At 42.3% G+C, this 12,604-nt stretch carries 18 protein-coding genes; 11 read left to right on the top strand and 7 right to left on the bottom strand.

Annotation, left to right across the window (positions count from 1 at the left end):
- Positions 1–72: 72 nt before the first annotated feature.
- Positions 73–1,236: an FtsW/RodA/SpoVE family cell cycle protein gene (locus ACYQY7_RS03945; protein WP_461200825.1), complete on the bottom strand. Its 1,164-nt coding sequence runs from the start codon at positions 1,234–1,236 to the stop codon at positions 73–75.
- Between the two features lie 111 nt (positions 1,237–1,347).
- On the opposite strand from ACYQY7_RS03945, the gene mgtE reads away from it, so the two are divergent.
- The 4 genes from mgtE to ACYQY7_RS03925 all read left to right on the top strand — a co-directional run bounded on the left by mgtE (position 1,348) and on the right by ACYQY7_RS03925 (position 4,920).
- Complete coding sequence (gene mgtE / locus ACYQY7_RS03940; protein ID WP_461200824.1) at positions 1,348–2,673, top strand: magnesium transporter; 1,326 nt, start codon at positions 1,348–1,350, stop codon at positions 2,671–2,673.
- A gap of 91 nt (positions 2,674–2,764) precedes the next feature.
- Positions 2,765–3,541 carry an enoyl-ACP reductase FabI gene (fabI, locus tag ACYQY7_RS03935; protein WP_461200823.1) on the top strand — a complete coding sequence of 259 codons (777 nt, stop codon included), beginning with the start codon at positions 2,765–2,767 and terminating at the stop codon, positions 3,539–3,541.
- A gap of 125 nt (positions 3,542–3,666) precedes the next feature.
- Positions 3,667–4,236: a DUF5626 family protein gene (locus ACYQY7_RS03930; RefSeq protein WP_183249349.1), complete on the top strand. Its 570-nt coding sequence runs from the start codon at positions 3,667–3,669 to the stop codon at positions 4,234–4,236.
- 327 nt (positions 4,237–4,563) lie between these two features.
- Positions 4,564–4,920 carry a CotO family spore coat protein gene (locus ACYQY7_RS03925; protein ID WP_461200822.1) on the top strand — a complete coding sequence of 119 codons (357 nt, stop codon included), beginning with the start codon at positions 4,564–4,566 and terminating at the stop codon, positions 4,918–4,920.
- Here the strand turns inward: ACYQY7_RS03925 and ACYQY7_RS03920 are convergent.
- The 4 genes from ACYQY7_RS03920 to ACYQY7_RS03905 are packed head-to-tail and all read right to left on the bottom strand — an operon-like array spanning position 4,904 to position 8,598.
- On the bottom strand, positions 4,904–6,040 hold the full coding sequence (locus tag ACYQY7_RS03920; protein ID WP_461200821.1) for a glycosyltransferase family 4 protein: 1,137 nt from the start codon (positions 6,038–6,040) through the stop codon (positions 4,904–4,906). The genes ACYQY7_RS03925 and ACYQY7_RS03920 overlap by 17 nt on opposite strands.
- 2 nt (positions 6,041–6,042) lie before the next feature.
- Positions 6,043–6,984, bottom strand: a complete 942-nt coding sequence (locus ACYQY7_RS03915; protein ID WP_461200820.1) for an NAD-dependent epimerase/dehydratase family protein — start codon at positions 6,982–6,984, stop codon at positions 6,043–6,045.
- Complete coding sequence (locus ACYQY7_RS03910; RefSeq protein ID WP_461200819.1) at positions 6,981–8,252, bottom strand: UDP-glucose dehydrogenase family protein; 1,272 nt, start codon at positions 8,250–8,252, stop codon at positions 6,981–6,983. The genes ACYQY7_RS03915 and ACYQY7_RS03910 overlap by 4 nt, the downstream gene beginning before the upstream one ends.
- A 13-nt stretch (positions 8,253–8,265) precedes the next feature.
- The gene (locus tag ACYQY7_RS03905) at positions 8,266–8,598 is read right to left on the bottom strand and encodes a hypothetical protein (protein ID WP_461200818.1); all 333 of its coding nucleotides are present in this window, start codon (positions 8,596–8,598) and stop codon (positions 8,266–8,268) included.
- Between the two features lie 125 nt (positions 8,599–8,723).
- Between ACYQY7_RS03905 and ACYQY7_RS03900 the strand changes: the two genes are divergently transcribed.
- Positions 8,724–9,056, top strand: a complete 333-nt coding sequence (locus tag ACYQY7_RS03900) for a DUF1360 domain-containing protein (protein ID WP_461200817.1) — start codon at positions 8,724–8,726, stop codon at positions 9,054–9,056.
- Between the two features lie 21 nt (positions 9,057–9,077).
- Here ACYQY7_RS03900 and ACYQY7_RS03895 read toward each other — a convergent pair whose 3' ends face one another.
- Positions 9,078–9,755, bottom strand: coding sequence for a hypothetical protein (locus ACYQY7_RS03895; RefSeq protein WP_461200816.1), 678 nt, complete (start codon positions 9,753–9,755; stop codon positions 9,078–9,080).
- A gap of 200 nt (positions 9,756–9,955) precedes the next feature.
- Here ACYQY7_RS03895 and ACYQY7_RS03890 point away from each other — a divergent pair, with 200 nt between their 5' ends.
- Positions 9,956–10,216, top strand: coding sequence for a hypothetical protein (locus ACYQY7_RS03890; RefSeq protein ID WP_461200815.1), 261 nt, complete (start codon positions 9,956–9,958; stop codon positions 10,214–10,216).
- Positions 10,217–10,250: 34 nt separating this feature from the next.
- Here the strand turns inward: ACYQY7_RS03890 and ACYQY7_RS03885 are convergent, their stop codons facing one another.
- Complete coding sequence (locus tag ACYQY7_RS03885) at positions 10,251–10,970, bottom strand: BMQ_0737 family morphogenetic spore coat protein (protein ID WP_461200814.1); 720 nt, start codon at positions 10,968–10,970, stop codon at positions 10,251–10,253.
- 155 nt (positions 10,971–11,125) lie between these two features.
- Between ACYQY7_RS03885 and ACYQY7_RS03880 the strand changes: the two genes are divergently transcribed.
- From ACYQY7_RS03880 to ACYQY7_RS03860, 5 genes are all read left to right on the top strand, one after another.
- On the top strand, positions 11,126–11,392 hold the full coding sequence (locus tag ACYQY7_RS03880; protein ID WP_461200813.1) for a spore coat protein regulator protein YlbO: 267 nt from the start codon (positions 11,126–11,128) through the stop codon (positions 11,390–11,392).
- A gap of 70 nt (positions 11,393–11,462) precedes the next feature.
- Positions 11,463–11,585 (top strand): hypothetical protein, encoded by a 123-nt coding sequence (locus tag ACYQY7_RS03875; protein ID WP_461200812.1) that lies wholly within the window; start codon positions 11,463–11,465, stop codon positions 11,583–11,585.
- Between the two features lie 16 nt (positions 11,586–11,601).
- On the top strand, positions 11,602–11,793 hold the full coding sequence (locus tag ACYQY7_RS03870; protein WP_461200811.1) for a phage holin family protein: 192 nt from the start codon (positions 11,602–11,604) through the stop codon (positions 11,791–11,793).
- A gap of 83 nt (positions 11,794–11,876) precedes the next feature.
- Positions 11,877–12,080: a DUF1657 domain-containing protein gene (locus tag ACYQY7_RS03865; protein WP_003395336.1), complete on the top strand. Its 204-nt coding sequence runs from the start codon at positions 11,877–11,879 to the stop codon at positions 12,078–12,080.
- A gap of 58 nt (positions 12,081–12,138) precedes the next feature.
- Complete coding sequence (locus ACYQY7_RS03860) at positions 12,139–12,594, top strand: YhcN/YlaJ family sporulation lipoprotein (protein WP_461200810.1); 456 nt, start codon at positions 12,139–12,141, stop codon at positions 12,592–12,594.
- The last annotated feature ends 10 nt before the right edge of the window (positions 12,595–12,604 follow it).

Raw genomic sequence — 12,604 nt, 5'->3', positions numbered from 1 at the left:
ATTAACAAAAGAAAAACGATTTTGTCCTTGACAAAATCGTTTTTCAACAGTCTGAATAGGGGAAATGTTCCCCTATTGTTCCGTTGAAAACATAAATTTTTGTGTGCGAGAACGGACGTTTAAGACAAGCCCGATCGCAAGCATGTATGTGGCAAGGGAGCTTCCTCCGTAGCTGACGAACGGAAGCGGAAGGCCGGTAATCGGTAGCAACCCGATCGTCATGCCGACGTTTTGGAATACTTGGAACGTAATCATGCCGATGACGCCCGCGCATAAGTAGCTGCCAAACGGATCGTGGCACTCTAACGCAATTTGAATCATTCGGTAAATTAATAAGAAAAAGAGCGAAACGACAATGCTTGCCCCGATAAAGCCAAATTGCTCCCCGATAATGCTAAAAATAAAATCGGTATGCGACTCTGGTAAATAGACGTCTAAATTTTTATATCCTTTTCCATATAACTCCCCTGACCCGATTGCAAGCAGCGATTTAATGAGCTGAAACCCTTGATCGCTTGAATATTCATATGGATTTAGCCAGCCGTAAAAACGGTTTAATTGATACTGTTGGATTTTTAACACATCTGGAAAATATAAAAACGCCACGATAAACGCTGTCGCTCCGAGTATAGCGAGACCGACAATGGCAGCGATAATGCGCAAGCGAATGCCGGACACGAGAATGAGCGAACCAGCAATCGCCATAAACACCATCGACATCCCCATGTCTGGTTGACGCGCAAGTAAAAAAAGTGGCGGCAATAGCGACAGACCGATTTTTCCAAGCAATTTTAAGTCATCTTGTAACGTCGGATCATGATATTTTTCGCGATGGTTAACGATCATACGACTAATGACGATAATCATAAAAATTTTCATCAGCTCAGACGGTTGAAAGTTTCCGCCCGGCAGGCTGTACCAGCTCGTTGCCCCTTTAATTGTCAACGTACCCGGGACGTTTAATTCTAATCCAAGTAAAAGAATGATACCGAAGCCATATAAATACCAAGCGATTTTAAATAGTCGATCGTAATCAAAAAGCATTGTCACAGCGATGACGACAACACCAATGCCGTACCACATGAGCTGCTTTTTGGCAAAGTTAATATGTTGTAGCTTGGCAGGGAGCGTCTCGCGCGCACTTTCAATGGCGATGGCGCTCACGATTGCAATTAAAAATAAAATAAACAATAGATGATAATCTATTTTTGTTTGAGTCGTTTTTTCGTTTTCCATTGTTGTTCCCCCTGCGTTTCATCGTGCATTATCATTTTACATTGTCAGTTGCAAGTTGGCAAAGATTCGCGCATAATAAAAAAAGCGAATTTTTGTCGAGAGGAGGGAAATATGATGTTGCAAGCGTTATATAATGGAAACATGGAGGAGTTTCGCGAGCAATTTTTAAAATTACATCCGTATGAGCAAGCGAAGTTTTACGTCGAACAAAGCCAAGAAGTAAGAAAGCGGATGTACGAATATTTATCGCCAGCAGAAATGGCGGAAATTTTTGACCATCTCGATATTGAGGAAGATGAGTATAAAATTTATTTGGCGGAAATGGATCCGCTATTTGTCGCGCAAATGCTCGCACACATGTATGCCGATAATGCGGCGGACGTATTAAATGAACTCGATAAAAAAGAAGTAGCAAATTATTTAACGATTATGGATGATGAAGCAGCGAAAGATATTCAAGGACTGCTTCATTATAAAGAATATACGGCCGGAAGCATTATGACGACGGAATATATCGCCATTCACGCTAACCAAACAGTGCGTTCGGCGATGCAAATTTTGAAAAAAGAAGCAGCGCAAGCGGAGACGATTTATTATTTGTACGTCGTTAATGAGCAGCGTCAGCTCGTTGGCGTATTGTCGCTTCGTGAGTTATTGACATCCGATGACGATCAAATGATTGCTGATATTATGAACGATCGAGTCGTTTCCGTATTTGTGGACGAAGATCAAGAAGATGTTGCGCGCAAAATGCAAAATTACAACTTTTTAGCGCTTCCTGTCGTCGATGCGAACAATCATTTGCTCGGTATTATTACCGTTGATGACATCGTCGACGTTATTTCGGAAGAAGCGACAGATGACTATTCGAAGCTTGCCGGCGTTCCTGATGTGGACATTCAGCGCAATCCGTTTGAAGCGGCGAAAAAACGGTTGCCATGGCTTATTATTTTATTGTTTTTAGGCATGATGACAGCGAATTTAATTAGCCGCTTTGAAGATACACTACAAAAAGTTGCGATTTTAGCGGTGTTTATTCCGCTCATTGCCGGCATGTCAGGAAATACAGGTACGCAGTCGTTAGCGGTCGCTGTGCGCCGACTTGCAATGGGCGATTTAGAAAAAGAAGGAAAGTGGAGCATGCTTGCGCGCGAGGCGTTGACGGGGCTGCTTATAGGTTTGTCGTGTGGCGTCGTCATTACGATTGTCGTGTACGTATGGAAGCAACAGTTTTTCCTAGGTGTGCTCGTCGGATTAGCGCTATTTGCGACGCTGACGGTCGCGACAGTTGCAGGAGCGCTCATTCCGCTTTTTATGCATAAACTGCGCATTGACCCTGCGGTAGCATCTGGTCCGTTTATTACGACATTGAATGATTTAATTAGCATTCTCATTTATTTCGGTTTAGCGACGATGTTTATGGACTATTTATTATAAATTCCCTATTTGAAAGTAGGGAATTTTTTGTTATAATCATATTAATACTAGGTTCTAATAACAAATCATAAAATTAAGGGGATGAACGAATATGCAATTATCATTACAAGGAAAAACGTACGTCGTGATGGGTGTGGCGAATAAACGAAGCATCGCTTGGGGCATTGCCCGCGCGCTTCATGCGGCAGGAGCGCGGTTAATTTTTACATATGCTGGGGAGCGATTTGAAAATGAAGTAAAAAAATTAGTCGCAACGTTAGAAGATGACAGAGCGCTTGTGTTGCCTTGCGATGTGACGAAAGATGAAGAAATTGAAGCATGCTTTGCGCAAATCAAAGAGCAAGTGGGTGTCATTCACGGCCTCGCGCATTGTATCGCATTTGCGAATAAAGAACATTTAGAAGGCGAGTACATGAACGTCGACCGCGAAGGATTTTTACTTGCGCATAACATTAGCGCGTATTCGTTAACAGCTGTGGCAAAAGCGGCGAAAGAGTTAATGACAGAAGGAGGAAGCATCGTCACATTAACATATTTAGGCGGCGAGCGCGTCGTGCAAAACTATAACGTCATGGGTGTGGCGAAAGCGTCGTTAGAAGCGAGCGTGAAATATTTAGCGAACGACTTAGGAAAATACGGCATTCGCGTCAACGCCATTTCCGCAGGTCCAATTCGTACATTATCTGCCAAAGGCGTCGGCGACTTTAACTCGATTTTAAAAGAAATTGAAGAACGCGCACCACTGCGCCGCACAACGACACAAGAAGAAGTAGGCGATACGGCACTATTTTTATTTAGCGACTTATCGCGCGGCGTCACAGGCGAAATTATTCACGTCGACTCTGGCTACCACATTTTAGCGCGATAATTTAAAAGCTGTTTGGCAAATGCCAAACAGCTTTTAATTTTTTTACAATTATATGAAATTTATAGAATTATACACTGTTATTTATTATAATACGATTAGTATTTATTAGAATGGAGGAATGTTAATTGAGAAAAATTTGGATTCTCACAGTATTACTCACTAACATTTTTGTATTTGGATTTTATGAATCTTTCTCACATGCTTCAGAACTGCCTGTCCAAAAAAACGCAACAGAAGATGCTAAAGAAATTACAGTTCAGTTTGATTTGAAGGATCAAGAAAAACACGAAATCATAGTTGTCGATGAATCTGGAAAAGAAATGACTATTACTATTGAACCGATTATGTTATCCGAAAGAGAGGATTATGGAAGAATAAATCGACCCTCATATCAGCATCTTTTTCCGTACGGGAAATCAACTTATCAAGTAAAAGCAGCGACTCCATATATGGGAATTAGTTATTTTATTGATGTAAATGTTCCTAACAATATTGAAGAATCTAGAATTATTAAAGCGTATTCTTATGATTACTGGATTATCGGTGGAACTCTCAATAATATTTCTTTAAGCTATACAGAAAAAACAGCTAAGTTTTCTGCTGATGTATCATGGTTGGGTGGACTTGGTGGTGCAAATGTTTATGTCAAGGCAACTTTGTCTGGGAACTTGCTTACTATAAGCACAAGAATGTGAAATTTACTACTTAAAACGAATAGGTTGAGGATGATTTCTAATGGGTTACTTTTCTCTTGTAGTTATTATCATTATTGTATTTTCATTATTTTTTATTTTGAAATGTTTGTACCATCTAAAGAAAAATAGCGATATACGCATTAAACAAAATGAACAGATTATTCACTTATTAACAGAACAGAGGAAGAAAGATTAATCACAGCTCGTTGTGCTTCTATAGCGACAACTTGAATGGTTAACTTCATTTTTTCGACTGGCGGAATCAAGCTTTTAGCATGCCCCTCTCTTTTTGCGCATATAGTAGTCGTAAAAAGGAGGGGTGTGGGAATGAAAAAACGTGTGGAAAATGCACCGTTGTTGTATATCGTTCAGCCAAATTTAGGTCCGAAAACGTGCTATATGCAACAAACGTTTCGAACGAAAAGAGAAAAGCCGTCGTATCCGCCGCCGTCATTTGCGAATTTTCGCGAGATGGATACGAGCGAGCGCATTGAATTTTTAGCCACGTTGCCAGACGAGCTTCGGCCGGTGACGTGTGAGTTGAAAACGAAAAACAAGACGTATGAAGGCGTTATTCAAACATACGATAAGAAAAAAGTCGTCCTTACGCTAAGCGAGGAAGAAAAAACGATCACGATCCCGCTAGAACATATCGTATCGGTATCGCTTATTGGCAAATCGTAATATATAAACGTTCAAGCTGCTCGGCTGTGTTTGCGAAAGAAAACGTCGTTTCTGCTCGTTTTCGTCCTTCGTAAGCAAGGGCGAGCGCTTTTTCTTTATCGTGCAACAGTTCGTTTATGGCGCAGGCGAACGCTTTTGGCGATGCATAGTCGTCAATGACGAGACCATTTTTGTTATGTTCGATCACTTCGCTATTTCCGCCGCGGTTTGTCGTAATGATCGGCACGCCTGCCGCCATCGCTTCGTAATGCACGCGGGCAAGCGGCTCGTGCCATTGCGAACTGCAAACGAACACATCGCCGATCGTGAATACGTGTGGAATATGTTCAGACGGAATGTAGTTTGTAAATTGAATGCGGTCTTTGTAAGGTTCGGCGAGCCGATGAAGGAAGCGAACGTATTCGTTCGGGCGGTTGTCGCTAAACCATTTTCCTCCGACGATGATCAGTTTTGCTTTTGGATGGTGGGCTAATACGTGATTCATGCTTTCAATGAGCACATGTACCCCTTTTGTTTTACTTAATCGCCCGATAAATAAAATGACGTCATCGTCTTCGGCAATAAAGCGTTGGCGCATGTCGGCGCGCACTTGTTTTCCTTCCTCCGTCCATGGCGGTGTGTACGGTGTAATGTCAACGCCAGAGTAGACGACTTGAACGAGATCGTCTGGCACATCGTATCGTTTTGTGACGGTACGCTTCATATACGCGCTGACGGTTGTGATGAGATCGACTTCAGCAATGACTCGTTCGGCAACGTCACGTTTCATTTTCATCGGTGAAAACATATCGTTATGCAAACTTGTGACGAAGCGACTGTTTGGTGCCATTTGTTTGTAGCGTAACACGTTTGCCGGACGGTTAAACACGTGAATGACGTCGAATGTACGCTTGCTTAATTCATCGGCGATTCGTTGTTCGTACTGTTCTTTTGGCACGCGCACGTACTCGATGCTATGACGCTGTTCGTAAATAGGAAGCGAAGGGTCGGTAATGGAAAAAATGGTGAGTGAATGTTTAGCGGCAAGAAAGGGAGCGATGCCATCAATCATGAGTTGAATGGCTCCTCCTTTGACGGCAGGCGACGGCAATTTTTCTGTGCAAATGAAAGCGATGCGCATAATTACCTCCCGTAAAGCGAGCGAATGTATTCTACTTCGTGGCGCAGTCCTTCTTGCAATGATACGTTCGGGGTGTATGAAAGGATGCGTTCCGCTTTCGAAATGTCCGCCCACGTATGTTTCGGTTCGCCAATTGCTTGATTCATATATTGTTTGTTTGCTTGTTTACCAATGATTTCTTCAAGTATGGCGATGACGTCGTTGACGGACGCGCGTTCTTTTCCGCCGATGTTGAACGTTTCGCCAATCGCTTTGTCATTGCCAAGCACAGCGAGCGTGCCATTGACGCAATCGGAAATGTACGTAAAGTCGCGCGTTTGTGTGCCGTCGCCAAAAATCGTGATCGGCTCATCAAACAGCATTTGGCGAATAAAGCGATGAAACGCCATATCAGGTCGCTGGCGTGGACCGTATACGGTAAAATAACGTAAAATGGTCGTCGGCACGCCAAATTCCGATCCATATACGTGGCATAAATGTTCGCCAGCAAGCTTCGTCATGCCGTATGGTGAAAGAGGAGTCGGAGTCATGTTTTCATGCACGCGCCCATGCTTTTCGCCATAAACGGATGACGTCGACGTATAAATGAACTGTTTTGGGCGGTGTTGTTTACACGCTTCAAGCAACCGTTGCGTCGCCAATATATTATTTGTTGTGTACAAATCAAATGATGTTCCCCAGCTCGTGCGCACGCCCGGCATGCCCGCAAAATGATAAATGACGTCGACTCGTTTGACGATGTCGTCAAGCGGCAACGACAAAAGATCGCCTTCGATCCATGTAAAACGGTTATGCTTTTTTAGCGTCTCGATCGTTTTTTCTTTCCATTCTTTTGGCGTCGGACCGATGAAACAATCGATGCCGATGACATGATGGTGCTGCAATAACGCTTCGCATACGTGCGAGCCGATAAAGCCAGCCGCTCCTGTGACAAGTATATTCATCCGCGTCCCACCCCTACATAGTTTAGTCCTGCTTTCATGACGTCGTCACGCGACAAGCAATTTCGCCCGTCGATCACGACGTTTCCGTTCATCGTTTGTTTTACTTCTTCCCAGTTTAACTGTTTATACGCATCCCAATCAGTCGCAACGATGAGCGCATCGGCTTGTTGAATGGCTTCAGCAATCGTTTTTACTTGTTTGATGTCGGTATTTGGAAGTGTAGCTTTTGGGTCGTGGGCGATGACGTCAGCCCCATGGGTGTGTAGCTTGTTAATCAGGGAGACGGCAGCTGATTCGCGAATATCGTCTGTGTTCGGTTTAAACGCGATGCCAAGCACAGCAATTCGTCTTCCTGAAAGTTCTCCTAACGCTCGTTTTATTTTTTTCATGTACCAATGAAGTTGCGTGTCGTTCACCGCTTTTGTCGCTTCTAACATATACGGGCGCACCATTTGTTCATACGCCATTTGTATGAGGGCTGTAACATCTTTCGGAAAACAAGAGCCACCGTACCCAATGCCAGCTTGTAAAAAATGTCGCCCGATGCGTTCGTCAAGCCCGATGCCTTTTGCGACGTCGGTGACGTCGACGTCATATACGTCACAAAGACGTGCGATTTCGTTAATAAAGGAAATTTTCGTGGCTAGAAAGGCGTTGGCAGCATATTTCATCATTTCAGCGCCGTTTAAACTAGTAACGACATATGGCGCGTGAATGCCGGCATATAATGTTTGCATAACGGAAAGTGAACGATCATCATCATCACGTAAGCCGATGATAATACGGTCGGGATGTAACGAATCGTAAATGGCGGAGCCTTCGCGTAAAAATTCAGGGTTTGAGACGATGCGAACATGTTTTCCTTCATTTTTTAAGCGTTTATATATGCGTTCGTTCGTTCCGATCGGGACGGTACTTTTCATGACAAGTGTTTGATGATCGCCTATATATGGAATAAGCGTATCAATGGCGCGCTGGACGTACGAGACATCTGGTTTTCCTTTTAAGTCAGGCGGTGTGCCGACGCAAATAAAAATAACATCTGCTTCTTTTATATGTTTTTGTTCGTTGTGATGAAAAAAAAGCCGACTTTTATAGTCGGTTAACAGCTCAGCTAAACCGGGTTCGTAAATCGGGACATCGCCGTGCTGTAAGGCGGCAATTTTTTGTTCATTTTCATCGATGCAATGAACCGTATGCCCAAGTTTGGCAAGGACAGCTGCTGTTGTTAATCCGACATAACCGGCGCCAATCATACAAACGTTCATAAGTTCACTTCCTTTATTCATCTTCGTCTTCTGTTTTTTTCGTTCCAATTGTTATTGTTGTTTGTTCGGTTGCCGCAACGAGCGCTTCGGTCGGAAACTCCACTGCGGCGATGTCACGGCAGTTGATCGTGATCGATTTTCCGCCGTGTTCATAAAATGGGTCGACAATGATTGTTAATGTTTTCGATGTTGTGTCTATTTGAACAAATTGAGCGTTATAGTATGTTTCTTTGTTCGTACGCACGTGCAGTTCTGTTCCTTCGCTTAATGTCGTAAGCGTAGCGCATATATGTTGTACGTGGCGTTGGCGAGCTAAAAAATCTTTGCTGAAAAAAATGTTATACATAGTTTCACATCCTTTTTTGTGAAATCACTCATTGCATTATATGTGAAACAATAAAAAACGGAATAGGCGAAAGTACTGCATGTTTTTTACATAAGCAACATAAAGTGAAGCGAGGGGGCGAAAGAATGGATGTTTTTCACTTTTTTCTTTTATGTATCGCTTCATTTCGTTTGACACGCTTACTCGTATATGATCGCATTACATCGTTTTTGCGCGCCCCGTTTCATGAAGAATTTGAACAAGATGGAGAAACGTATATTGTCATCAAAGGGACGGGGCTAAGAAAGTGGATTGGGGAGTTGTTAAGCTGCCATTGGTGTACAGGGATATGGTGCGCAGCTGGGCTATATGTCGGAACCGTTTATGCGCCAAGCATCTTTATGCCGCTTGTGTCGGTGTTAGCGATTGCGGGATGTGCTGCGCTTATCGAAGTCGTTGTTCAAAAATGGAGCCAATAAAAAAAGCGGGCGAATGCCTGCTTATTTATTGATAACGATATGATTAAAAGATGATACCCCTTGTTTTAGCTGGCGGAAATAAACGAACCCTTCTATGACAACGGTTTGTATGACCCGCAATTCAAATGACGGAAAGCGCAGTTGTTCATTTGGTAAAAGCGTCGTTTCATCGATCGGTTTTAGCCAATATTCCCCGTCTTTTATTTTTTGGCGCCAATCTTCGACCGCAAACGTCCAGCCACCTTCTTCTTGTACTTGACGAAATGAAAATTTTCCGCTTAATTGAGCATGATCGGCAGGACGAAGACGAACGCAAATGATCGGGTCATTGAGCGGCATATTGCCGGTATTGTCAACGACGAAATCCCCAATAATCGTTACATGTTCTTCTTTTTCTTCTGGGATCATGACCGCATATGCAAAATAGGCGTTGGCGCGCGCGATGTCTTCTTTTTTTGTTTCTTTTTTTCGTTTTTTTTCTTCTTCAAGCGCCACTTCGTAAAAAAGAAGTTGTTGCTTCAGATGGTCGATCGTTCGTTCGTATTCGTCCATTTGTTCGAGCTGTTTTTGGACGTATTGATTGCGCAGCTGTTCGCGTTTTAGTTCTGTCTCCATCAGCTGCAATAATTGTTTATATTTTGCCACTTCCGAGCGATAATGAATAATTTTTTGTTGCAGTTGAATATGTTGGTTGTTCATCTCCTCCCCCCTATAAGCATTCTGGACATCCTTGCCAACCATTTAGAGTCATATGACTTGGTTGAACGATAAACATCGAACAAATGAAAAATACGACCCATATTTTTTTTCGTCATTTTATGCTATCCTCTCCTTTTGTTGTTTCAATATTCATTTTATTTTATCATATGTCATATATACCAAAATAAAGGTGTGATTGAATGAGAACATCGTTTTCTATTTTGACTACAATCGTATTTTTATTTTTTGTTCCATATGCAGCAAGTGAAAAAACAGGCGTGCCATATATGGAATGGACGTTTCTTGTCGGTGTGATTGCGACAAGTTTTCTTTTTTATATACATGGAAGCGGATATATGTGGAATAGGTCTTCAGAAGAAGTGAAAAATACGTGCTATCGTTCTTATTCCTTTTGGATTGCTTGCACATATACGGTAATCAGCTACATGTTAAACATATAAAAGAAGCAGGCTGTATGTGAGCCTGCTTCATTCATTAATGTGCCGGGAATACTTCTGGGCATTGTGGTGGGAATTTGTCTGTTGGGCAAAGTGTTGCTTCTAAAATTTCTTCGCGCGGTTGGCAGTAGCGTGCTTCGACTTCCAATTTTACGTCTGCTTCCATTTGCACTTCTAAGCATAATGTAATGGATACATCAAGCTGTGAGAAGTTGTCAGTGCAAATTAAACTTGCGTCACATTCGAAAAACGAAATGTGGCAATCGAGCATTGTGCCTTCTGGTGCGCATAAAATAAATGTTTGAGCCGTCGCAAATGGGATTGGGCAAGATTCGCAAACGACGTGACCGTTCGCATTGACAACTTGCACGACAACGTGGCCTTTCACAAGCACTTTCACTTTTTGTAATGTGACTGTATCGCCTGATGGAAGTGTGACGTGAACAGGTTGGCGACCGTTCGGTTGTAAAATTTCTTGGCAAATGAGTGCATTGTTGTCAACAGTTTGGTCGATGCGGTTTCCTTCGTCGTCTGTTAAGAAGCAGCGAATCGAGAAATCGCCAGCACTTAAACCGTTTGATGCGAAAAAGTCGCAAACCGATTGCCCATGGCGTGGACATTTGCTTTCAGGAAAAATATTTTCCAAATCCCCATTTGAAAAACTGCGCAACGGCACATCGACTTGACGAGTAACCCAGTCATACACTTTGCGTGTTTTAATACACACTTTTTCTTTACGCTCTTTATGATGCGTCATGCCTCGTTCCTCCTATTTCAGTTTTTCCCGTCGCATGTATCGGGACTACTGTATAGTATGAGAAAGGTGGGTAAGTGTGCAGGGATATGTGCGGAATTTTTTTGTCATAAATGGGCGCAATGTTGAATTGTTATGTAGTAGAAAGGGGTGGGCATATGCAAAATGAGCTAGACATGTTGCGCGCAGAAAATGTGTTGTTAAAAGAATTAGCAGCATTAAGTGAACAGCGCTATCAAGAAATTAAACGATTAAAAAAGGAAAATGAAGAGCTAAAAGAGCAACTTGAACAAATAACAAAACAAGTACTTGCGCAAGGAACGGATTCATGGTTTATGCACAATATTAAGCGACAACAAATATTAAAACAAGGCGGGCAATTGCCAATGGCAACTCCGTTTTCATTTGCAGAAAAAAAGAAATAGGGAAAACGCATAGTCATTCGCTCCATTTTTTCATATGCTATTGTATCTTACACATGTGGAGGGTTTGCAAATGGAAAAGAAAAAACCGATTGTCCTCGGTGGATCACAAACAGCAAAAGTATACACGTCTTCGCCAACACCTGTGAAAAAAACAGGCGGTTGCGGATGTGGGAAAAAAATAAAAAAACAATAGCATAGGGGAGAGAAACATGGAGCGTTTTAAAAATTATGGGCTATGGTTAGCTGTTGGTTCGTTTGTTTTGCTTTTGTTACAGACATTTGGGGTTGATTTGGATTTGGGAAAGTATGAGCAATTATGGAATGCGTTTTTAAGTATTTTAGTAATGGCTGGAATTTTAAATAATCCGTCGCTTGGCAAAGGATATCGCGACAAATGTTAGCTCCTTTTAGGGGCGATTTTTTTTGTATAACTTTGTCATATGAGCGCATGCTATTGTGTGAAAAAGCAAAGGAGGTTGTCATCATGACTGTCGCAAGTTCTGTAAAACAAACGTTAGCGGGATTGAAATCGGCGCAGGCGAGCTTTGAAACGTTTGCGTTGCAAACAGAAAATGAAAAAGCGAAGCAATTGTATCAACAAGCAGCACAACAAACGCAAGCTATTGTTGATTTATTATCGCCACGCTTGCAAGAAATTGAACAAGAAGAGCCACAATATAAACAATAAGTGAATCGGGTGTCCTATGTGGACGCCCTTTCGTTACATGAATAGAAAGGTGAACGCCATGAAAAAATGGTTTGTACTCATTCCTGTTTTTTTACTAATGAGTTGTGCGCATGAACAAAAAGAACAACAACAGTCGCTTCAACAAGAACACATCACAAACGTAAGCCATGACGGAAGCGCGAAACGAAGCGACCAACAACATGCCGAAAAAGCAGTGGACATGTTAAAGGGACGCGAAGATGTGAAAGATGTTGTTGCCGTTCAAGCAAATGGCCGACTGTTAGTTGCATATCAAGTGAAACATATGCATCGGTTCCGGATGAAAGCGATTGAAAAAGATGTACGAAATATGTTAAACGACGAGTTCGGTGAGAAAGTAATCGCATCGCACGATTTAAAAATTTTTTGGAAAACGAAAGCGTTAAAAGAAAAAATCGAAACGAAAAACATAAGTGAAAAAGAAATCGAAAAAGAAGTGACGGTCATTCAAAAATTAAGCGAAGAACAAACGTAGCGAGGTGAGA

The sequence above is a fragment of the Anoxybacillus sp. TBDG-1 genome (assembly GCF_054815885.1).
Note: the sequence above shows the minus strand (reverse complement) of the source record. Positions and strands in the feature narration are given on the sequence as shown.